This is a genomic window from Caproiciproducens sp. LBM24188 (genome assembly GCF_054130445.1).
In genome coordinates, this window is record NZ_CP196862.1 from 1,630,235 (window position 1) to 1,652,667 (window position 22,433).

General features: G+C 37.1%; 19 protein-coding genes. 18 read left to right on the plus strand and 1 reads right to left on the minus strand.

All coding sequences use genetic code 11. From position 1 onward, the window contains the following. The first annotated feature begins 366 nt into the window (after positions 1-366). The 9 genes from potA (at position 367) to ACSVDI_RS07735 (ending at position 10,999) form a co-directional block, all read left to right on the plus strand. Positions 367-1,494 carry a spermidine/putrescine ABC transporter ATP-binding protein gene (gene potA, locus ACSVDI_RS07695; protein ID WP_457941911.1) on the plus strand — a complete coding sequence of 376 codons (1,128 nt, stop codon included), beginning with the start codon at positions 367-369 and terminating at the stop codon, positions 1,492-1,494. 2 nt (positions 1,495-1,496) lie between these two features. Then, positions 1,497-2,315, plus strand: a complete 819-nt coding sequence (locus ACSVDI_RS07700) for an ABC transporter permease (RefSeq protein WP_457941912.1) — start codon at positions 1,497-1,499, stop codon at positions 2,313-2,315. Then, positions 2,312-3,130 (plus strand): ABC transporter permease, encoded by an 819-nt coding sequence (locus ACSVDI_RS07705; RefSeq protein ID WP_457941914.1) that lies wholly within the window; start codon positions 2,312-2,314, stop codon positions 3,128-3,130. Before ACSVDI_RS07700 ends, ACSVDI_RS07705 begins: the two co-directional genes overlap by 4 nt. Beyond that, complete coding sequence (locus ACSVDI_RS07710) at positions 3,127-4,332, plus strand: ABC transporter substrate-binding protein (RefSeq protein ID WP_457941916.1); 1,206 nt, start codon at positions 3,127-3,129, stop codon at positions 4,330-4,332. The genes ACSVDI_RS07705 and ACSVDI_RS07710 overlap by 4 nt, the downstream gene beginning before the upstream one ends. A gap of 355 nt (positions 4,333-4,687) precedes the next feature. Then, entirely contained in the window at positions 4,688-5,917 is a 1,230-nt protein-coding gene (gene spoIVB / locus ACSVDI_RS07715) for a SpoIVB peptidase (protein ID WP_457941918.1), read from the plus strand. 116 nt (positions 5,918-6,033) lie between these two features. After that, positions 6,034-6,819: a sporulation transcription factor Spo0A gene (gene spo0A / locus ACSVDI_RS07720; protein WP_457941920.1), complete on the plus strand. Its 786-nt coding sequence runs from the start codon at positions 6,034-6,036 to the stop codon at positions 6,817-6,819. Positions 6,820-7,008: 189 nt separating this feature from the next. Next, positions 7,009-8,001 carry a tyrosine-type recombinase/integrase gene (locus ACSVDI_RS07725; protein ID WP_457941922.1) on the plus strand — a complete coding sequence of 331 codons (993 nt, stop codon included), beginning with the start codon at positions 7,009-7,011 and terminating at the stop codon, positions 7,999-8,001. Between the two features lie 1,226 nt (positions 8,002-9,227). Continuing rightward, positions 9,228-9,572 carry a hypothetical protein gene (locus tag ACSVDI_RS07730; protein WP_457941923.1) on the plus strand — a complete coding sequence of 115 codons (345 nt, stop codon included), beginning with the start codon at positions 9,228-9,230 and terminating at the stop codon, positions 9,570-9,572. 11 nt (positions 9,573-9,583) lie between these two features. Further along, on the plus strand, positions 9,584-10,999 hold the full coding sequence (locus ACSVDI_RS07735) for an Ig-like domain-containing protein (RefSeq protein WP_457941924.1): 1,416 nt from the start codon (positions 9,584-9,586) through the stop codon (positions 10,997-10,999). Positions 11,000-11,255: 256 nt separating this feature from the next. Here the strand turns inward: ACSVDI_RS07735 and ACSVDI_RS07740 are convergent, their stop codons facing one another. Further along, positions 11,256-12,677, minus strand: coding sequence for an IS1182 family transposase (locus ACSVDI_RS07740; RefSeq protein ID WP_457941925.1), 1,422 nt, complete (start codon positions 12,675-12,677; stop codon positions 11,256-11,258). Positions 12,678-13,277: 600 nt separating this feature from the next. On the opposite strand from ACSVDI_RS07740, the gene ACSVDI_RS07745 reads away from it, so the two are divergent. The 9 genes from ACSVDI_RS07745 (at position 13,278) to ACSVDI_RS07785 (ending at position 22,433) form a co-directional block, all read left to right on the plus strand. Continuing rightward, positions 13,278-13,541 (plus strand): hypothetical protein, encoded by a 264-nt coding sequence (locus ACSVDI_RS07745; RefSeq protein WP_457941926.1) that lies wholly within the window; start codon positions 13,278-13,280, stop codon positions 13,539-13,541. 1,648 nt (positions 13,542-15,189) lie between these two features. Then, positions 15,190-15,681, plus strand: coding sequence for a hypothetical protein (locus ACSVDI_RS07750; protein ID WP_457941927.1), 492 nt, complete (start codon positions 15,190-15,192; stop codon positions 15,679-15,681). Between the two features lie 83 nt (positions 15,682-15,764). Continuing rightward, complete coding sequence (locus ACSVDI_RS07755) at positions 15,765-16,601, plus strand: phage major capsid protein (RefSeq protein ID WP_457941928.1); 837 nt, start codon at positions 15,765-15,767, stop codon at positions 16,599-16,601. A 147-nt stretch (positions 16,602-16,748) separates the two neighbouring features. Beyond that, complete coding sequence (locus ACSVDI_RS07760; RefSeq protein ID WP_457941930.1) at positions 16,749-16,985, plus strand: helix-turn-helix domain-containing protein; 237 nt, start codon at positions 16,749-16,751, stop codon at positions 16,983-16,985. A gap of 140 nt (positions 16,986-17,125) precedes the next feature. Next, positions 17,126-17,902 (plus strand): hypothetical protein, encoded by a 777-nt coding sequence (locus ACSVDI_RS07765; RefSeq protein WP_457941932.1) that lies wholly within the window; start codon positions 17,126-17,128, stop codon positions 17,900-17,902. A 273-nt stretch (positions 17,903-18,175) separates the two neighbouring features. After that, on the plus strand, positions 18,176-20,056 hold the full coding sequence (locus ACSVDI_RS07770) for a hypothetical protein (RefSeq protein WP_457941933.1): 1,881 nt from the start codon (positions 18,176-18,178) through the stop codon (positions 20,054-20,056). A 93-nt stretch (positions 20,057-20,149) separates the two neighbouring features. Next, positions 20,150-20,314, plus strand: coding sequence for a hypothetical protein (locus ACSVDI_RS07775; protein ID WP_268058208.1), 165 nt, complete (start codon positions 20,150-20,152; stop codon positions 20,312-20,314). Then, positions 20,314-20,778 carry a hypothetical protein gene (locus tag ACSVDI_RS07780; protein ID WP_457941934.1) on the plus strand — a complete coding sequence of 155 codons (465 nt, stop codon included), beginning with the start codon at positions 20,314-20,316 and terminating at the stop codon, positions 20,776-20,778. Before ACSVDI_RS07775 ends, ACSVDI_RS07780 begins: the two co-directional genes overlap by 1 nt. Positions 20,779-20,894: 116 nt before the next feature. Next, complete coding sequence (locus ACSVDI_RS07785) at positions 20,895-22,433, plus strand: phage terminase large subunit family protein (protein ID WP_457941936.1); 1,539 nt, start codon at positions 20,895-20,897, stop codon at positions 22,431-22,433.

Below are 22,433 nucleotides of genomic sequence, written 5' to 3' on the forward strand. Positions count from 1 at the left end.
TTTCGCCGCGGGAGTCTTTTTTGTGTGTTTTTTCTCTCATTCGCTATTTACAGAAATAGCAATAGCTCGATTGAAAAACAAAGAATGGCAGAGAAAAACAGAGAAAAAAGAAATGATTCTATCGATAAATTAAAAATATGAGAGATTTTTACTGTTTTATTCAAAAATATCTTGACAAAACAATATTTTGACACTATATTTGATATGTTGCGTTTGCATCTGAAAATCGGCAGCGTTTCATTGCCGCAGTCAGCTTTGATTGTGAAAAATCCTTTGCGGAGGGCAATGGTTTGTGCGCAGCCGGAATTGCGTTTAACCGCCAAGGCTTAACGTGACTATTATAAACCGCAAAGGGGATGCACAGAATTGACCCAAAGTCCAATTATTACTCTGCAGAACATCGCTGTATCGTTTGACGGAGAAGCCGTGCTGAAGGATTTTAATCTCAACATCCGAGATGGAGAGTTTGTTACCCTTCTTGGTCCTTCCGGTTGTGGAAAAACCACAACACTGAGGATTATCGGCGGTTTTGTCCGACCAGATGCAGGCGATGTTTTTTTCAGTGGAAAGAAAATCAACGATGTACCGCCGCATAAACGGGAAGTAAACACAATCTTCCAGAAGTACGCGCTGTTTCCGCATCTGAATGTATACGATAACGTTGCGTTCGGAATGCGCGTCCATGGCAAAACAGAGAGCCAGGTAAAGGCCAAGGTACACGAAATGCTTCAGATGGTGAATCTGGAAGGCTTTGCCCACCGGAACGTAAATCTTTTGTCCGGTGGTCAGCAGCAGCGCGTGGCTATTGCGCGCGCTCTCGCGAATGAACCAAAGGTGCTTTTGCTGGACGAGCCGCTCGGTGCGCTGGACCTGAAGCTGCGCAAGGATATGCAGGTGGAACTGAAAAAAATACAGCAGCAGACCGGAATTACCTTTTTGTTCGTTACGCATGATCAGGAGGAAGCGCTTTCCATGTCTGACACGGTGGTCGTTATGGATAAGGGCATCATCCAGCAGATCGGCACGCCGCAGGATATTTACAACGAACCCCGCAACGCGTTTGTTGCGGATTTTATCGGTGAAAGCAATATTGTGGACGGAGTGATGCGTGAGGATTATGTTGCGGAGTTTGCCGGGCATAAATTCCGTTGTGTGGACAAGGGCTTTCAGCCGAACGAGCCGGTAGACGTGGTCATCCGGCCGGAAGACATTGATGTGGTGGAGCCGGAGGAGGGGCACCTTTCCGGTGTGGTTACCAGTGTCAACTTCCGTGGTGTGCATTATGAAATCATCGTGGATGTAAATGGATTTAAATGGATGATACAGTCCACCGATTTTCAGCCGGAAGGCAAACAAATCGGCATGATGCTTCAGCCGGATGATATTCACATTATGAAAAAGTCGGAATATTCCGGTATGTTCGGGGATTACAGTTCTTTCAGCGATGAAATGGACGATGCGTCCGTCCTGGACGAGGAGGAGGGTGAGAGATAAGAATGAAAGCAAAATCAATCGCCGCGCCCTACCTGGTTTGGATGACGATTTTTATTGTCGTTCCTATGATGCTTGTTATAGGCTTTGCCTTTACAGACCGGAGCGGAGCGTTTACCCTGCGCAATCTGGAGGGCGTGGGCCAGTATTCTAATGTCTTTCTGCGCTCCATCTGGCTGGGTGCGCTTGCTACCCTGATTTGCCTTGTTCTCGGCTATCCGCTTGCCTATATTATTTCTCACATGAAAGCAAAGCGCCAAAGTGTAATGATCATGCTGGTGATGCTCCCCATGTGGATGAATTTCCTGCTTCGAACCTATGCCTGGATGACATTGCTGGAGGACAACGGAATCATTAACACCTTTCTCGCATCACTGGGCCTTGGTAAGCTTCAGCTTATCAACACACAGGGCGCCGTTGTACTGGGGATGGTTTACAACTATATCCCTTATATGATTCTGCCCCTGTATTCCGTGCTGACGAAAATTGACCAAAGCGTAATTGAAGCGGCTCAGGATCTGGGTGCCAATCAGAGAAAGGTATTTTTCAAAGTGATTTTTCCTATGAGCACTCCTGGAATGATTTCCGGCGTGACCATGGTTTTTGTACCGGCAGTCAGCACCTTCATTATCTCTAAAATGCTGGGTGGCGGTGCGAATCTGATGATCGGTGACCTGATAGACATGCAGTTTTTGGGCAGCGCCTACAACCCAAATCTTGGTTCTGCCATTTCCCTTGTATTAATGGTGATTATTCTGATCTGCATGGGCATTATGAATCAGTTTGACGATGGAGAAAGCAACGGGGGAGGGATTATGATATGAAAACTCTTTCCCGATTTTATATCTTTTTGATCTTTTTGTTCCTTTACGCGCCAATTTTTGTCCTTATCATCTTTTCTTTTAACGATTCCGCCACGATGAGCCGTTCCGTCTGGTCCGGATTTTCCATGAAGTGGTACTCAAAATTGTTTCAGGACAGAATGCTGCTTGAAGCGCTTCGCAATACGTTAGTGATTGCCCTGATTGCGTCAGTTGTGTCCACTGTGCTGGGCACCTCGGCGGCTATCGGCATTAACGCGATGAACCGCTGGATGAAGCGTGTGGTTATGAACATTACGAATTTTCCCATGGTGAACCCGGAAATCGTGACCGGCGTTTCCTTGATGCTGCTGTTTGTCTTTGCAGCGCGCGGAATGGGAAATGCTTCGCTCGGCATGATTTCGCTGATTTTGGCACACATTACGTTCTGTCTGCCTTATGTGATTCTTTCCGTCATGCCGAAACTGCGGCAGATGGATCCCCATCTGTATGAGGCGGCGCAGGACCTTGGCTGCAATCCGGTCAGTGCGCTGTTCAAAGTGGTTCTGCCGGAAATTATGCCCGGTGTGATTACCGGCATGATTATGGCGTTCACCCTTTCTATTGATGATTTTGTCATCAGCTACTTTACCAGCGGCACTACGCAGACACTGCCGATCTTTATCTATTCCATGACCAGAAAGCGCATCAGTCCGGAAATCAACGCGCTTTCCACGCTTTTGTTTGGAACCATTATGGTGCTGCTCCTCATTATTAATTTCCGCAATAACAAAGAGAACAAGGCAGAGATTGCAGGGGAGGAGGAGATGGGCCGTTGAAGAAAAAACTACTCTCTCTTTTCATCGTGATGCTTCTCCTGATGATGTCATTTCCGGTTTCCGCCCGTGCAGAGGAGGCTTCCTCCGAAGCAACCGCCGTACCGAAGACTGGCGTAACCATTAATGTCTATAACTGGGGCGAGTATATCTCAAACGGTGTGGACGACACCATAGATGTCAATAAGGAGTTTACCAAACGCACAGGGATTGAGGTAAACTATACCACCTTCGACAGCAACGAGTCCCTGTATTCCAAGTTGGCCAGCGGCGGCGCAAGCTATGATGTGATTATACCGTCGGACTACATGATTTCTAAGCTGAAAGACGAGGGGTTAATTCAAAAAATTGATTTTCAGAATGTCCCGAATTTTCAGTATATTGATGAAGAATTCCGCAATCAGGAATACGATAAAACCAACGAATATTCTGTGCCTTATACCTGGGGCGTGGTTGGCATCTTTTACAATAAAAAGTATGTAAAGGAAAAGGTCGACAGTTGGAAAATCCTGTGGGATGAGAAATATGCCGGTAAAATATTGATGTTCGACAATCCCCGCGACGCCTTCGGAATCGCACAGAAACTTCTAGGCTACTCCTTCAACTCCACCAATCCGTCTGAATGGGAAGAGGCGGCTTCTCTGCTGAAAAAACAGAAACCTCTGGTTCAGGCGTATGTAATGGATCAGATTTTTGATAAAATGGCAAACGGAGAAGCATGGCTTGCGCCTTACTATGCAGGCGATGCGGCCACACTGGTAAAGGATAATCCGGACATTGGCTTTGCCATTCCGACCAAAGAAGGAACCAATTTCTTTGTAGATGCCATGTGCATTCCGACCAGTGCTCAGCATAAAAAAGAAGCAGAGGCATACATCAATTTCCTCTGCGAACCGGAGATCGCTGCGGCAAACATGGACTATATTGGTTATTCTACACCGGAAAGCGCCGCGAAAAAGCTTCTTCCGGAAGAAGTCGTCAATGACCCGATTCGCTATCCGGATCAGAGCATTCTGGATCGTTCGGAAGCCTTTGTAAATCTTCCGGACGACAACAATATGCTGCTGGATACCCTGTGGGCAGAAGTAAAAATGGGCGGCCCGGGCCAGACCGCTATGCTGGTTGCGGTTCTTGCCGGATTCCTGGCGGTTTATATCGGAATCGTCATTTATAAAAAGGTTAAAGCAAAACGCGAGCTTCAATAAAATCCCTTTTTAAATGACAGAACCTTTTAAAAGCATTGCTGCGGAGCGAACCGGCAAATGAATTCTGCTGGAAAATTATGCTTGATTTGTTTTTACAAAAGAAAATACGAAGTTTGGGTTTGCTTATGGCCCAAGGAAGAATTTTCCGAAAACGGAGATGCTGCAAAATGAAACTTATTTCTTATGCAGCATCTCCGTTTTTATTGCCAGCCGATGAAATTTTATCTATTTGCGTCCCAAAGATGCGGGTCCGCAGAAAAAGAAATCCATCTTTTCCCAAAATAAAACATTATTGACATAATATTTTTCACCGTCCTGTGGCAGATTAATAAGGCGTCGCCTAGGAGGTGAATTTATGAAAAAATTTATGAAAGGCATCACCGCAACTGCGGCCATTGCTGCGCTTTATCTAATTATTAGTATAGGCGTTGCAAATTATTTTACTCCAGATTCGTTTCAGGTTGCCGCCGGTCAGGATTTAGACTGGAACATGCCTTCTATAACGGCTGTCAGGGACGGTAATAGTATTTCCAAAAACTCTCTTGCAAAGGCAAATCAAAGTTATAAGGCAAAACTGATGCTCTATAATATAGTACCAGTCAAAACGGTTGACGTTAATGTTGTAAACGAACCAATGCTGATTCCATGCGGCACACCGTTTGGAATCAAACTGTTTACCAACGGTGTTGTAATTGTTGGCGTGGCCGATATACAAACTTCTTCCGGAGCCGTGAACCCCGCTTCCATTTCGGGAATTAAGGTGGGGGATGTAATTACTTCGGTTAATGGAAAAGCGATTACCACAAATTCTGAGATTGCGGCTCTTATGGCGGCAAGTGAAGGAAAAAAGATGAAACTGACCATACGCAGGGATAACGTGAGCATGAATGTGGACATTCAGCCGGTTCTGTCTCAGGTAGACAACACCTACAAGGCCGGATTATGGGTCCGGGACAGTACTGCCGGCATTGGAACGCTCACGTTTTATAATCCGGCCACCAAAAGTTTCGGCGGCTTGGGGCACGGCGTATGCGATACCGATACCAATGAACTGATGCCCCTGCTCAATGGCGATATTCTTCCGGTTACCATCAATGGAATTTCCAAAGGGGAACGGGGTGCCCCGGGAGAATTGCGCGGATATTTTTCGACGGATGACGCAATCGGAAGCCTTCAGGCAAATGAACCTTCCGGTGTGTTTGGGGTTCTTTATTCCGCGCCGAAAGGAAAAGCCATGCCCGTCGGGCTGAAACAGGATGTGAAACCCGGCGCCGCAAAAATCTTAACCACCATCGACGGTAAAGGCCCTCAATACTACGATGTGCAAATTGAAAAAATTGATTACCGTGATTCGATTACCAGTAAAAATTTGGTTCTGCATATTACCGATCAAAAGCTGCTGAATCAAACCGGAGGTATCATTCAAGGAATGAGCGGAAGCCCCATTCTGCAAAATGGAAAATTGGTTGGTGCCGTGACACATGTCTTTGTAAATGACCCGACAAGGGGCTATGGTGTATTTGCTGAAAATATGCTAACCGTAGCGCAAAAGGTAAACAGCAATACAACGAAGAAAGCATCTTAATTTCTTTTTTATAGATATTTTTCCCCTTTTTAGCAAAAATATCATTACAAGCTATTGCCAAAATTCCCAATATATGGTAATATAGCGATATATTAAATCAATTAGGGGGACTAAATATGGAAAAGCGTATAAAACTGCTGATTGCAAATGATAGTGTCGAATTTTCACGCGATTATGGCCGCGTTTTTGAAGAATCCGGAATGGAGACCATCTATACACAGAAAGACGGCATGAAATTGCTGGAAAAGATTGAAACCCTCCATCCAGATGTTGTGATCGCTGATCTGTTTATGCCCCGTCTTGATGGAATCGGCGTGATGAAAGCGACACAGGCAAAACTTACCGGAACAAAACCGCTGTTTGTCATTATTTCGAATTTTACCAGCCCGACTCTGGAAAGGGAAGTAATGATGTCCGGTGCCTCTTATTTTGCAATCAGTCCGTTTAGCGCTGCGGATTTATCTGACCGTATTGCCCAGCTCTGTGCAATTTCAGGGTTGCTGCCGAAAAATGCGGCAAAACCTCAGGCGGCGCCGGTACAGGAACCGTCACTGGAAATTCAGGTTACGGAGATTCTGCACCAGATTGGAGTTCCTGCGCATATCAAGGGTTACCACTATTTACGGGATTCCATCATTATGGCGATTGAAACTCCCGATATTATTAATGCTGTGACGAAACGACTGTATCCAAGTGTTGCAAAACGGTATGAAACCACCGCGTCGCGGGTGGAACGCGCCATCCGTCACGCGATTGAAGTTGCATGGGACCGCGGCGACGTCGATATCCTGAATTCCTATTTTGGTTACACCATTCACAATACACGCGGCAAACCGACCAACAGCGAATTTATCGCAATGATCAGCGACCGTCTAAGACTCCATATGAAGACGGCAAGTTAACACTGAAAAATGCTTGAATACTGGACAAACAGAGATTATTAGTAATGATTTCACACCGATAAAGAATACTAAAGTACGAGTGAAATCAATTTCTAAACCAATGAATTTTTAAAATTTTACCGATAAACTTCTTCACTTTATTGGGTATGCAATTTTACCGACTCAATAAAGTGAAGGAGTGTTTTTTTTATGGTGCAATTTGATTATGATATTGATGATTTTATGAGTTACTGTCAATGTCAGAACCTAAGACCTAAGACAATGCAAAGTTATGAGCAAGCATTAAGGATTTTTGAACATTACTTGGTAGAAGTACATCATATAGAATCTGCGGAAGATGTGAAAGAGGGGCATATTAAAGAATATGTCAAGTATTTATCTGAAAGAGGAAAATACACCATAGTTGTCAATGAGCAAAGTAGGAATATGAATTTTCCACAAAATAGAACTGATTTGAACAAACCAATGAGCAAGACAACTATAAATAATTATTTGCGTAATATTAAAGTGTTTTTTAATTATTTGTATGAGAATCATTACATTAAGGCAAATCCTATTCGCAGAGTTAAGCAACTGCCAAATGAACGCAAGCCGGTTGACTTTATAAGTGATGAAGAATTCAAAAAACTAATTAGTGTTTTGGATATTTCCAAATTTCATGAGTACAGGGATTGCACAATCATTCAATTAATTATTGATACAGGCATGAGATTAGGGGAAACGCTTTTAATTGAACTTAAAGACGTTGATATGACTAGAAAATCTATCTATCTTCCACCTGAAAACACAAAAGGCAAAAAGGGCAGAATGGTATTTTATAGTGCAGAAATGGATAAGTATTTAAAGAGATGGTTAAAATTCAAAGACCGGTATAGAGATAGTGAATATTTATTTTGTACTAATCAAGGAAAACCTTTAACAGTTGGAAATTTTGAAACTAATTTTAAACAATATGCAATGAGAATTGGATTGAAAGATGCACACCCTCATATGCTTCGTAATAACTTTGCTAAACGATTTCTTATGAATGGGGGAGATATCTATACTCTAAGCCGTATTTTAGGGCATAGTAGCGTTACAGTGACCGAGAAGGCTTATCTTGATTTAGATAATGATGATTTAAGGACAAATTATGCACCATACTCACCTTTAACAAAGATTATGAAAACAGGAAAATATTAGTGTGAAACATTAACGTGGAACATTTATAAAAATGAAATGGATAATACTCATTGTATATGTAGTGAAAATACCATTGTACAGTGAGTATTACTGTTTTATGCAGGATTCTGTAATGGTTTAGGGATATAGGAAATAGATACAGATATGATGTAAACCGATTATGACTATATCATACCTATTTAGTGTACATTAATATCACTGTTCACTATTTCAATATGATTGACAAATTGCCACAACTGGGCATAAAAAAACAGATGATGTAGCAAAACACTACACCACCTGCAACTATTATGTGAATTTGGGATATACAATTATACATCAATATACGGAATATATACATTTCTCATTTATAATGCAAATTAAGAACAAATACACTCGGATTCATTGGTTAGCAGTATCTAATTATACAAAAGACTAGTTTTAACTAATTAGTTATGTGGATAATAACTAATAATAGACGCTATAGATAGTACATTACTTGTTAATATTTACAAACAATAATGACATATACCATATATAGTGATTCAAGCCGGAGATAGACCGATAAAACAAGCCAATTCCATAGGAAATTAGGCATTTTAACCAGTGGAAGTTAGAACCAAATAAAAGTTTTATTACAATATCAGAATGAGGATTATACATTTAATATACATAAATTATGTATAGAATCACATGAAAAAAATGTAGTGGAGAACCCCCTTTTCCGAAAATGCCGCCATAGCTAACCTATTTTTTTTCTGCCAAACAAAATTTCACCCCTATCAATTAAGGTAGGGGTATTCTTATGTCAAATTTATGTAAATAAATAATAAAATCTACCTTAAACTCTTTCCCCATGAAATTACACCCCTAACCCCTCATATACCAAAATCTATAATACTAAATAAAGAAATACAACCCTAGAATCGTTTATATAGTAAGGGTATGAAATTATACTGCCTAAAGATAAAATTGTCTAATTACTTCAAAAACTATATAACTACATTATGTTTTAAGACAACGTGGAGATATTTCAAGTAGTTCTTTAAAAATGGGTAGAATTATTTGTGAACTTGAAAGAATTTATGGAATTCAAAAAGGTAACAATCAGCATACCACCATTGGTGGATTCCAAAACCTATTAACACCTTTTGCAAGGTGTGTCAAATTTAACCCTCCCTCAAATTTGAAGCAGGGTGTTCCATTTCGTACACCCCTATATACATTACATAGAAAGGACTGATACAATGGCAATAACAACACTTAACCGCTTAAAGATGGAATTGAACAACAAGGATTATTACCCTGATGATACGCTATCCATCTATCTTACTGAAAATTCCCTTGATGGAACTGTAACTTATGACAAGGCAACCATGCAAAAGAATTTATATCAAACCGTATATGATGTATTGGATTCCCTTGCAAATAATCTTGATTTATTCAGATCAGTAGAAACTGAATTCACAACAACAGGACAAGCCTATACATATCTGCAAAAGCGACTTGATACACTTCAAAGCAAAATACTTTCAATACCTGATGCAGCAGGTACAACTGATTCACAATTCAACTTTATGTATCATGATTGAGAGGTGATAGAATGTATGATACAGTTAATTCTGCCTTTTCTGATGCCCTAAAGCGTGAGGGTAAAGTAATTACCGCCTATTCAGATAATACCCCATACAATGTTATATTCAGGCGCAATAGTGATACGAATAAATTACAGAATACAATAACAATATTTTATAATGCCGATTCTACTATTTATGCCGGACAACTCTTGAAATACAAAGATAAAACATATCTTTCCATCAATCAAGAATCCGCTGAAAATGATACATACTTAAAATCGGACTTGCGGCAAACAAATGCAGTAATGAATTATATCAGTGGGGGCATGGAATTTAATGTTCCTGTCTATGCCTATGATGTGAATGATGCTTTGATAGTAGAAAGCAGCGCAATATCAGTTGTTGGCGGTAATATTGAAATATTGGCTGAAGATAATTCAATTACAAGAGCATTAAAAATTAATGATTGCTTTTATGCTTTGGGCGGTTATTGGAAGATTGACAATCTGATTTACAAGGACAATGTAATTTATATTTACGTTGAAAGAGAAACAACCAGTACAACCTATACAGTAACCATTACTGCTAATGATTCCTATGACAGAGGAACAACTGCACAATTTACGGCTACTGCAAAAGCAGGTGATACAGTAGTTACCAATGCCAATATTATTTGGAGTTCTTCAGACACAAGCAAAGCAACAGTAGATTCAAGCGGCAATGTCACATTCCTAGCAAATGGTAGTGTTGATATATCCGCTGCATGGCAAGAACATAGTGTAAGTTCTACAAAATCAATCACAATAACAGAACCGCCAGTATATGGACTTACTATTGCAGGTAATGATTCTTATACAACTTCTGATACACCGACATTGACCGCAACGGCTACAATAAATGGTACGGCAGATACAACGGCAACTATTACATGGATTTCTTCCGATACTTCTATTGCTACAATTGACAGCACTGGCAAAATTACATTCCTTAAAGCAGGAAGTGTTATATTTACCGCAACATGGGTAGAACACAATAAAACCGCTACAAAAGCAATTACTGTTACAGTTCCAGTACCAACTACACAATACACTTGTAAGATTACAAATACAACGGCTACATGGACAGAATATAATGATACTACTAATATAGCTACAGTTAAAGTTGGCGGTAGTTTAAAGCCGTTTATGTGTCATTTCTATGATTCTACTGGAACAGAAGTTACAAATATAACTCCTGTATGGTCAATAAATGTAAGTGGATTGACAACGGCACAACAGGCAGAAATACATCTAACATATCAAACTGCTTATCCATTGAGAGCATATTTGAATGTGGATAATGATACAACGCTTATAGGCTTACAATTCACATTGTCTTTAACGAATAGCACAGGCACTTGTGAGGTAAAAACAGTTCCGATTAAAATTACAAGTCTTATGTAATGGTTTTTACTGTATTTGAAAAAGAAAATGAATGGCAAGAATATTGTAACGATTGTAAAGGATATCAAAAAGTAAAATCTAAAACTTTAGTTTGTTGCGATTGTCATAAACCTTTCAAAGTAAATGGGAATGTAAAAAATAAAAAAAGGTGTGATAAATGTCAATTAATAAAAATCAGAGAATACGAAAGAATCAAAAAACAAAAGCAAAGACATAAATAAATGTCCCAGATTGTCGAAGAACCCATCCAACGCGGTTAAACGAAGGATGGGTTCTCTTGATAATATGCAGGATAGGAAAATAAGCAAAGTAAAATCAATAAAAACCCGGAGGGATGGCCATCCCTCCATTTCCACATTGCCAGCTTTTTGAGATTCATGGCAGCAAACTTAAGCTTAACCCAATTCGTCACTTGAGTTAAGCCCCGGTAGAGCGTGTACCGCATCCCATATTTCACTTTTGCATCGGCGAAGACACGCTCAATGGTTTCTTTTCGTTTTTTGTAAAGCTCTTTGTATTTCGGTGTGTGCCTGATATCTTCCGCAAGCTCCACATAATCCTGCCACACATGCCGCGTTACGGTTTTCGTACAGCTTTTACTTTCGGTGCAGCGAGAACGGAATGGACATTTTTCGCAGATGTAACTCCGGCTTTTGTATTCCCGGTATCCCTCACGGTTGGTTGTTGCATAATGCAGAACCTGATATTCAGGGCAGATCACACAGTCATAATATTCGTCGTATACATACTTCCACCATTCCAGATTTCCCGCTTTGGTCATTGGCCGCTTGTATGCTGTGGAAAGTACTCGCCCGTCGTCAAACACCCGTTTGCAGATATGCGGCGTTTTGTATGCGGCGTCCGCCACCACTGTTTCAATTTCAGGAAACCGTTCCGTCACTTTGTCATAGACCGCATCAAACGCCACGCTGTCGTGTACGTTTCCCGGAGTCACCTCAACGCCAAGGATAAAATTATGTTTGTCGCAGGCAGTATGCGCTTCGTAGGCAAAGCACTTCTTGTGTTCGCCCTTTTGAAACAGCCCGCTTTCCGGGTCTGTTTTGGACTCCGTGATTTCTTTTTCCTTCGGCGGTTTCGGAGTACTGTCGAATGGCTTCTTCCCATGATCTTCCCGATCAGCGTTAACCTCTTCCATTAATTCTGAGGCATATCGCTTTGCAGCCTGAGGGACTGCCTTTTTGATCTTCTTATTGATGTTGGCGTTTGCTTTGATATGTGTTCCATCTACAAATACTGCTTCCGGCTCCAAATATCCGGCGCAGTTTGCCTCCTGCAAAATCCACGAAAATACCTGTTCCACAGTTTCCTCTGTGAACCGGTGCTTAAAATTGTAACTCACAGTGGAGAAATGCGGCAGTTCCTCGTTCAGTGTATATCCTAGAAACCACCGGTAAGCGATATTCATATTGATTTCCTGCATTGTCCGGCGTAAAGAGGGAATTCCGTACAGATGCTGGATCAGAACAATCTTAAACAGGACAACCGGGTCCACACTGGGACGGCCGTTGCACTCACAATACAATGCTTCTACAAAGTCATAAATATGGTTAAAATCTACTGCTCCGTCAATCTTTCGCAGCAGATGATCCTGTGGCACCAATAGATCTGTATTCACAAATTCAACTGCATCTCTGCGCAGTTTTTCTCGTTCCAACATCTTTCATCACCTGCTTCTATTTTACCATTTTACAACCAAAAAGCCCAGCTTTCGCTGAACTTTTTCGACAGGCTGAGACATAAATAAATGTCCCTATGTTATATTAAAATGATTATATTTATAAAGTCCAGTGTCCATGCGGATTACTGGACTTTTATTATTTTAGTAATTATTATTAAAAACGCTAATAAACCGCATGGTTAAGCCATATATTACTATATTATATGATTTTAATTTGTTGCCTACAATGGAAAGCACCTAACCCAATCTACAAAAATTATCGGTTAAAGACAGGTTTTCCATAATTAAGTTCTAAAGACAATCAAACTACACGTTGTAAAGAATGTCAACATAAACATTGGAACGAATATAATGCAATGAAACAAAAAGAATACAGAAGAAAAAAACGTGTATAGCACAAATTAAATAAAAATACTTAAAAAGTCCAGTAACCATGCGGGTTTCTGGGCTTTTTAATTTTTTCTAACTTATGGATAGTAATTAAATTATAATATCTCATTTAATACTATACCACAACATAATTGATATTGCAGAAAAGGAATGATTAATATATAACTAATAGAACAGGAGAGTGAAAAAATGGATATGCAAGCAATAACCAACTTAATCACAACTGTAGGATTCCCTATTGTGTGTTGTTTGGGTTTAGGTTGGTTCATGGTCAAATACATAAATCAGCAAAGAGAAGATAATGTCAACAGAGAAAATAAATTACTAGAACAGATTGACAAACAAAATGAAGTTCTTGTCAGTATTAATTCTAATATGGATAAAATGTCAACTAACCTAGATAATATGAATCAGCGGCTTGATGTGCTGGAGCAAAAGGTTGAAAGTAAATAAGATTAAGACACGCACAAATTAAATAAAATTTATTAAAAAGTCCAGTAACCATGCGGTTTTCTGGACTTTTTATTTTTTTCTAACTTATGGAATAGAGATAAAATGTCAACATGAAAAGCATAAAGAATATCAACCGATTGAAAAGAAAGAGTTAATATGTTGTGATTGTCATAAACCTTTTGAAGTTAGAGGTATTGTAAAAAATAAAAAGCGTTGTGATGAATGTCAAAAAATATTGAGAGATAAACAAAACAAGGAAAAATCTTCAAAATATTATTATAATCACAAGTAATCTTACCAGTTTTATTTTAATAAAAATATTAAAAAAGTCCAGTAATCATGCGGTTTTCTGGATTTTTTATTTTTTTCTAACTTATGGATAGAGAAAGCACTAGACATTTTTAATTAAAAGTCAATCAAGAATGTTACGGTTAGCAAATCTAAAGTCTATGCGGTAAATCTATACTATTTGTGTACGTTTTGGGTAAGTTCTAAAGACAATCAAACTACACGTTGTAAAGAATGTTATGATATTTGGAGGCAGGAAAAGAGTAGAGAAAAATCATTAAGATATTATAATAAACACAAAACTTTACCAGCACAAATTGAATAAAAATACTTAAAAAGTCCAGTAACCATGCGGGCTGTGCGGATTTTTTATGTACAGTTATATATACAGTATGGAAAAAATTATAATAAGTTAAAACATCAAAAAGAGTATTATGGATTATCAAACAAAGGTAGTCGAGATAAACGTAGATATAAGCGTTGTCAAGATTGTGGCAAAATGTTTTTTGCTAATTCCAAAGCTAATAACAGATTAAGATGTGACGAATGTAAGGAAATAGAACGTTCAAGAATAAATCATAATAACTATTTACATAATTCAGACCAGTCAAATTGAATAAAAAACTCTCTAAATCCGCATGGTTCTAGGGCTGTGCGGATTTTTTATGTACAGTTATATATACAGTATGGAAAAAATTATAATAAGTTAAAACATCAAAAAGAATATTATGGATTGTATTTAGATTATTATAATCATGTTGATAAGATAGTCTTGTGTGATTATTGTAAACAACCTTTTAAACAAAGACGTAAAGATTCGAGGTTATGTAATAAACATAAAGATTATCAACCAATAGAAACTAAAACATTGTTATGTAAAGATTGCGGAAAAGAATTTCAAGTAGATGCTCGTAATATGACAAAGATTAGATGTGATGAATGTTATAAAAAATATAGAGCAGAAAAGAGCAGAGAAAAATCACTAAAATATTATAATAAACATAAAAATAATTAAAAACTTTACCAGTTGTTTTTAAAGTTTAAAAATCTTGAAAACCGCTTGGCTCTAAGGCTAGGCGGTTTTTTTATACCCTCTATATATACAGTATGGAAAAAGTTAAATAAATAAATAATTCCACTTTTGTTTTTTAATAAAAATATTTAAAAAGTTCAGTAACCATGCTGAAAAATGGCACTTCTCATTTTTTCTAACTTAGGGTAGAGAATAAATAACATGATTGATTGAACCTTGCTCTTTTTTGAGCGAGGTTCTTTCTATATACAAAATTATAAACAAATGGGACAAGTCACAGTAACCAGTTTGGGGATTGTGACAAGTAACAGGAAAGAGGTTTAATTTATGGAAGAAAATACAAATGTAGAACAACAGGATCAGGACACTATTACCATTAGCAAGAGTGATTATGCAAAGGCAATTCAATCAGCAGAGGATAAGTTAAGGACAAAGTATTCAGCAGATATTAAAGCATTGAAGGACAAGATTGCTGAACTTACTCCAAAACAAAAATCTGATGCAGAGATTGATTTTGAAAATCGCTTGAAAGCACTTGAAGCAAAGGAAAAGAAAATTGCTTTACTTGAAAAATTGAACACAAAAAATATTGATGGTTCAATTGCCGATTTTTTAAAAGATGATGTGGACGTTGATAGTTTTAATACTGTAATTGAAAATCTTGTTAATACAAGAATTGAGAAAGCAGGATATAAACCAACTGGACACATGAATAGTGAATCTATTTCAAAAGAAAAATGGGCAAGTATGAACATCTCACAAAGAACGGAATTTTATAATTCCAACCCTGAACTTGCTAAAAAGTTGATGGGTATGTAATCGCTCAAATTTGAGCAAAAGCAGAGTCACTGAAACGGTGACACAGAAATCAAAATTTTAATGAAAGAAAGAGGTAATTTATTATGGCTATATTTGTTCCTGAAATTTTCGCAAATGCAATTAATGAGAAACTCGGTACTACCCTCCGCTTTGGTTCTGTAGCGTTTGATGCTTCTAGCCTTGTATCCGATATTAAGTCCGCAGGTGACATAATGCACTTCCCCAAACTGAAAAGAACCGCAACAGTAGAAACAGTTGTTAAGGGTACTCCCCTCACTCCTGCTACTATTGATATGACAGATAGCACAGCAGTTATCAAGTACATTGGTTCTGCTTTCCGTGTGTACGATTCAGAATTGTCACAGATTAAAGGTACTGTACTCGATAAGATTGTTGAGCAGGTAAGTACCGCTATGGCAAAACAAATTGATACAGACCTTGCAGCCGCCGCAGATACAGCAGTATTTAAGAGTGCAACCGCAGCAGCCGATAAAATCACTTCCGCTGAATTACAGAGTGGTATTGATAATTTTGGTGACAATGTGGATACTGATTCCTTTGCCGCTATTGTTATCAATCCTAAACTCCGCTCTAGTTTTGTAGGTATGGACGAATTTGTAAATACCGCAAAAACCTATCAGACCGCAGGTAACGCAATTGTTCAGAATGGTATTATCGGTCATTATTTCGGTATTCCTGTAATTGTAACTTCCAACGGTACATGGGATACTACTAAATTAGAAGCCAAAACTTACATTATCAAGAAAGATGCTCTCGGCTATGTATTCCAAAAGAATATTACTCTTGAAGAAAGCCGTCAGGCACTTTTACTTGCAACTGATGTTGTTGCATCTAGCCTTTACAGCACAAAGTTACTTGACGATTCTGGCATTGTAGTTTGCAGAAAGACAGTAGCATAATCAATTAATCAAAACTGAATAAGACTTATAAAGGTCAGAGTAGCAATAGTTACTCTGGCTTTTTCTATATCTACTGTAAATCAATAGGTATAGAAAAGGTAACAAATTTGTTACCTTTATATTTCTATGGAAGAGGTGAAATCAAACGTGATAACAGGAAAAGAATTCAAAGAAATCAGAGAATACAAAGGTTTGTCCTTGCGTGATGTAGCACAGTTTTGTGATGTATCACCGCAACTGATCGGACAGATTGAGCAAGGCAAAAAGTATTTTACAGAAAATAACTATCAGCAAATTATTGATGCTATGAACCTTGCAACAGTAGCAAAGGCAAATGGAAAACTTGAAAAACACAAAGGAATCAAATTAACAACAAATAAATGAAAATCAAAGGAGGAATTAAACAATGATGTGTTTTATGGCATTACAGGTAGGAAGGAGATGTGATGATAAGCATTAAATCCTATGGGAGATAGACTAAATATCGCTTGAACCAACTGTAAAACTCTTGTGAAAACAAGAAAATGAAGCAACAATTATTAAATAAATTTCCAACATGGTATGAGGACTTAACACCTGAAAAGAATTATCTAGTCTTATCAAATGACTATGACAGTTATTATTCATGTTGTCTATTAAGAAATAAATTCGGATTAGAAATAGGCGGCTTTTACTCTCTCAAAGATGGTTTATATCTTAATGCAGAACATACAAAGGGTAAAGAACCTATATTTGTAGATTTGAGTGTTACCAGACGCAAGACATTTGATAACCACTTTACATTTATTAATAATCCTGAATCTATCAATCCAAATATCATTACAGATGTTTATTACAGGAAATATAACGGTGGTACATTACCTTTGTTATGTTCCTTATACAATAGAGATTTATCAAAATACAGTGAAAAAGCATTAACAATATTACTTTGCATTGATGGTTGGTATATTGGTTATTACAATAAAGGCGGCAGATATAAGGATGTCAATATCTATTGGATGGAAATGCTCGATATGGACAAATATCTTTTGCCAATATTAGAATCACATGACGAACAATATTTTACCGACTTCATAAAGGAACATCATTTAAAAACAACTATCACAATGAAAAATAATCACTTGTATTGTGAAAGAAATATTAATATTCCAGATTATGAATTTGAATTAGTGCAACCAGTAACAAGAGAAAATATGAGTGATTCTGAATTGAGATTACTCTATAAAATGAATCCTGATGAAATCATAACAGCAGCGGCTTGTTATAAGGATTCCTATTCAATATGCAGAAAGGCAGGATAAAAATGACACAGGAAGAAATTCAGAAATCAATTAGTGATCGGTTTATTATCGTATATAGTTGCCGGAAGATGTTATATCTGAAAGACAACGGATTTAGATACTTATTCAAATGCTTCAATGAGGGAAGTAGATGTAACTTTTGGGTATTTGATGCTACACCTGAAATCAGAGAATCATTAGCAGAATACAAAAGACCAGATCAAGAATAAAAAATAAAGAATTAGGGGTACGGTGTAATGCCGTATCCCTTTTATATTGTAAAGGAGAAAATAAATGAATATCAAATGTATGTATTACAGTAAACAATTTCAGAATAAGCCAAAAGGTTATGAAGTAGCAGAGGTACAAAAGAATTTATCTCAAACTGAAATCACGATTGAGCAATTAGCAGATGGATTATCTCATGGAGCAACATTCAAACCTGCTTTACTCAATGGTACTCATTCAGCCGATTGGATAAGCCAAAAATTATTCGCTTTGGATTTTGACCATGATACAACAATACAGGAACAACTTGAAAAATGCTCTCAATTAAATATATACCCTTGCTTTGGCTATACGAGCTTTAGCCATACAGAGCAGGAACATCATTTCAGATTAGTATTTTGTACAGATAAGGTTATTACTGATGTTGAAACTAGAAACAAATTGCAAAATACTCTTATTTCTATTTTTGATAAATCAGATAATGTTACTAAGGATTGCACACGCATTTTCTTTGGTGGTAGAACTCTTATCTGTAATGATTTTGATAGACGAATTAACGGCTACCAAATAATTGATAGATATTATGAAGAATCTTTGCAGAAACCGACTAAGGTTAGTAATTCAAAAACTTGTAAAAAAAAACTAGACTATAATTCTAATAAGTCAATATTAAAACAAAATGATGATAATATGGCTTTAAAAGTTGAAGCTATTAAGTCATTGAATGTAGGTGCGATGAGGGCGATACTGGAAAGCAATACTGATAAAAAAGATAATATACCTTATTCTATCAGTATTACATTCCAGTTGCATGACAATCAGAAAGTGTTTAAAAGCCAAAAGGAACTATATGATTTCATTAACTCAATTGACTTATCAGAATATCTAGGTATTTATGGCTATGTCAAATGCATTTTGCCTGAACATGATGACCATGAACCAAGCGCACATATATATGAAACAGATAGCGGAACACAGGTATATAAATGTTTTGGGTGTAATAAGGCATATACGATAATTGGTATTACAGAAAAGTTAGCAGGTTGTAAGAGAAGTGAAGCAATCGAATTTATAAAGAGTGTTTATAATCTGCAATTGGTTCAATCCGATTGGGTAAAGCAACAACAGCAGATAATGATTGATAGCGCAAATTATCTTGATACAGAAGAATTCAAAACAGAATTTCCAGTATTGTCAACACTTATTAGGACAAGAAAATTACATATTCAAAAGATGCTAATGCACTTCACACAGTATGTTAGTGATGATTTAAGAGTTGATAATAAACCGCTATTCTACAGTAATTATCAAACACTCATGGAAATATGTGAAATAAAAGATAAAACAAGAATGGCACAGTCATTGACATTATTTGCTTTACTTAATATGATTGAAAAACTTCCAGTAGAATCTATTCCAGAAAAAGAATTAACGAAAGCAAAGCATATTGCCGCAAAGTATGGACATAAAAAGCTAACTAATTTTTATTCATTTGAGGAATATGGCGTGAATTCACTTGCTAATAGTGAAGAAATTGCAAAGACATTGAAAGCAAATAACTACTCACTTAAAGGGTTAAGCAGAGAATACATATTAAGAACCTTCGGTGTGGATTTAGCAAATAAATGTTTCCCACAATACAAGTATGAAAATGCAAAAGGTACAACGAAAGAATCTGATAAGCGCACTTCACAAATAGTGGAGTGCCTTTTTTATTGTATAGAGCAAAAAGGATATGCAACAGAAAAAGATGTGGTTTATTTGTTAGGTGACAAATACAAGTATCAAACTACAGAAATTCAGATTAAGAAAAGCCTACAAGAAATACTTGTATCCTATGGGTTGGTTAGAGTTAAAGCCAGTAAGGACAATAAATTGAAATATAGCATTAGTGATGATGTAAGTTATCAAACATATGTCATATGCAAAAATTGTGTTGACGAGTGAAGAATTGAAACTGCGTTAAAGGGTGTCACAGAAATGTGATGCCCTTTTATATTGTACAAAATGATAATCAAATTTAGAAAGGAAGTATTTACTATGAAAAATACAGAAAAAGAAATTAAGACATTAGAGGATGTAATTTCCACTATGCAAGAAATTAAAGATAATATGCTATGGGATAAAGTTTGTGAAAACAATAGAAAAATTAATCTACTGAATGAAAAGTTAGATATGATTATTGAAAAGTTAGGTGGTAAGTAATGGCAGGAGGAAGAAAAAAGTCAGATCATTTAGACGGATATGCACAAGGCAAAAGTGTATCACAGGAGCAAAGCATTCAACAAAAATTATTTTCACTTGTAAAGACTTATCCCAAAGTATATTTTATCATGTGGAAATATGCTCCACAACTTTTACCCAATTCAGATATTAAAACATTTGATGATTTAAAAAATACTTATAAATCTTTTACAGCAGGTATGACAGAAGTTAGTTGTAATAATTGGCTGATGGAAGAGAATGTACAGACGGCGGTTAAATGGCTGCTGAAAAGAGAACATCAAGCCAAATTAATTGAATTGTACAATACATATTATGATAAGGCAAAAGATGATACAAATGCTTTCAAGGCATTTACTGATTTTTCAGATAAGTTCTTCGCAGAGGAAAAGGACAGTGAATTGTTAGGAATATTGAACGGCATTAAAGATGATGAATTAGAATAGTGTATAAGCGTTTCTAGGGGTTATAGGGCGGCTTTTATAGGTAGGTAGTGTAATTTGCTTACTGAAATAAAAGTGCCTTATATCCCCTTATTTATTAACGTAGAAAGGGGGGTAACATGACAGTACAAGATAAGCTAAAAAAGATAGTAAATAATCCGGTTCTATATATGGAAAAGTTCATGAATGTGGTTGATAAAAACGGTAAATTAGTACCGTTCAAATTGAATCCACAGCAGAAAGAACTTTTACAGGGCATGGATAAATATAATATTGTACTTAAAAGCCGTCAGTTAGGAATTACAACGCTTTCATGCGCTTATTCCATATATCTTGCTATGACAAACAGTAATATTACTTGCTTATTGGTGTCCTATTCTATTGATTCCGCTACTGCTATTTTTGAAAAGTTAAAGCAGTTATATAATGATTTACCAAATGCATTAAGAGTTGAATTGATAGCCAATAACAAAAAGGAATTGAAATTTGTAAATGGTTCAAGAATTATTTGTGCCACTTGTGGGAGCAAGGATTGTGCCAGAGGTTTAACACTTAGGTTTTGTCATGTTAGTGAAGTAGCGTTTTGCAAGGATAACATAGACAAACAATTACTTGCTATTGAACAAGCATTAACACCGAATGGGAAAATCATTCTTGAATCAACTGCTAATGGTTTAAATTATTTTTCAGAATTATGGAATAAGGCAGAACGCAAAGAAAATATGTACAAGCCGCTTTTCTTCAGTTGGATAAATGACAAGGTAATGTTTGCTGATGAATACAAAGAATTTTGTGATAAATATATTGCTATTCATGGTTCATTACCAAAAGATGAAGAATTAACCGATACTGAAAAAGCGTTAAGGTCACAAGGTGCTACTTTAGAACAATTAGTATGGAGAAGATTGAAAGTCGCTAATAGTAGTGAAGAATCATTTGCACAAGAATTTCCTGCTAACCCCCTTGAAGCATTTATCAGTACAGGCAGCAATATCTTCTCCCCTAAATTGATTCATGATAGATTGCAGTATATTGATGAAGTCAAGTCGATAAAAAACAAGCCTATTGGATTGCCAGTTAGCTTAGTTCCGTGGTTAGGGCATGAATTGACATTATGGGTTCTCCCCAAAAAAGGGGAAAAGTATTATATTGGTGTCGATACTGGTGAGGGTATGGGACAAGATTATTCTGCTTTTCATGTATTATCACAGGATGGAATACAAGTCGCAGAGTTTAAGAGTAATAAAATAAAACCGTTCCAGTATGCGGAAATAGTAAATGATATAGGGATCTATTACAATAAGGCATTACTTTGTGTTGAAAAAGCAAGTGCCGGACATACCGTTGTGGATAAACTCAAAAATGACTATAGATATTCCAACATGTACAAATACAAGGATTATGATGCAAGGGGTATCCCTATGAAAAAAGTAGGTTTCGTAACAAATCCAAAAACTAAACCCCTTATGATTAATGACTTTGTAGAACTATTTGAAACAAATCAGATCGTCATTAACAGTAAGGATTTATTATCAGAAATGAAAATGTTCCAGTTCAAAGATGGAAAAATGGAAGCCACAATAGGTTTTCATGACGATCTAGTAATGAGTTTCGCAATGGCTATCGTTGCGCTAAAATCAGGTGTCAATTATATATAA

Excerpts from the sequence above, each read along its gene's own strand:
- spo0A (WP_457941920.1), top strand. The coding sequence starts at position 6,034 with ATGGAAAAGCGTATAAAACTGCTGATTGCAAATGATAGTGTCGAATTT.
- ACSVDI_RS07775 (WP_268058208.1), top strand. The coding sequence starts at position 20,150 with ATGAAAAATACAGAAAAAGAAATTAAGACATTAGAGGATGTAATTTCC.
- ACSVDI_RS07750 (WP_457941927.1), top strand. The coding sequence starts at position 15,190 with ATGGAAGAAAATACAAATGTAGAACAACAGGATCAGGACACTATTACC.
- ACSVDI_RS07725 (WP_457941922.1), top strand. The coding sequence starts at position 7,009 with ATGGTGCAATTTGATTATGATATTGATGATTTTATGAGTTACTGTCAA.
- ACSVDI_RS07765 (WP_457941932.1), top strand. The coding sequence starts at position 17,126 with ATGAAGCAACAATTATTAAATAAATTTCCAACATGGTATGAGGACTTA.
- ACSVDI_RS07730 (WP_457941923.1), top strand. The coding sequence starts at position 9,228 with ATGGCAATAACAACACTTAACCGCTTAAAGATGGAATTGAACAACAAG.
- ACSVDI_RS07740 (WP_457941925.1), bottom strand. The coding sequence starts at position 12,677 with ATGTTGGAACGAGAAAAACTGCGCAGAGATGCAGTTGAATTTGTGAAT.
- ACSVDI_RS07735 (WP_457941924.1), top strand. The coding sequence starts at position 9,584 with ATGTATGATACAGTTAATTCTGCCTTTTCTGATGCCCTAAAGCGTGAG.
- ACSVDI_RS07755 (WP_457941928.1), top strand. The coding sequence starts at position 15,765 with ATGGCTATATTTGTTCCTGAAATTTTCGCAAATGCAATTAATGAGAAA.
- spoIVB (WP_457941918.1), top strand. The coding sequence starts at position 4,688 with ATGAAAAAATTTATGAAAGGCATCACCGCAACTGCGGCCATTGCTGCG.
- ACSVDI_RS07780 (WP_457941934.1), top strand. The coding sequence starts at position 20,314 with ATGGCAGGAGGAAGAAAAAAGTCAGATCATTTAGACGGATATGCACAA.
- ACSVDI_RS07785 (WP_457941936.1), top strand. The coding sequence starts at position 20,895 with ATGACAGTACAAGATAAGCTAAAAAAGATAGTAAATAATCCGGTTCTA.
- ACSVDI_RS07745 (WP_457941926.1), top strand. The coding sequence starts at position 13,278 with ATGGATATGCAAGCAATAACCAACTTAATCACAACTGTAGGATTCCCT.
- ACSVDI_RS07700 (WP_457941912.1), top strand. The coding sequence starts at position 1,497 with ATGAAAGCAAAATCAATCGCCGCGCCCTACCTGGTTTGGATGACGATT.
- ACSVDI_RS07770 (WP_457941933.1), top strand. The coding sequence starts at position 18,176 with ATGAATATCAAATGTATGTATTACAGTAAACAATTTCAGAATAAGCCA.
- ACSVDI_RS07705 (WP_457941914.1), top strand. The coding sequence starts at position 2,312 with ATGAAAACTCTTTCCCGATTTTATATCTTTTTGATCTTTTTGTTCCTT.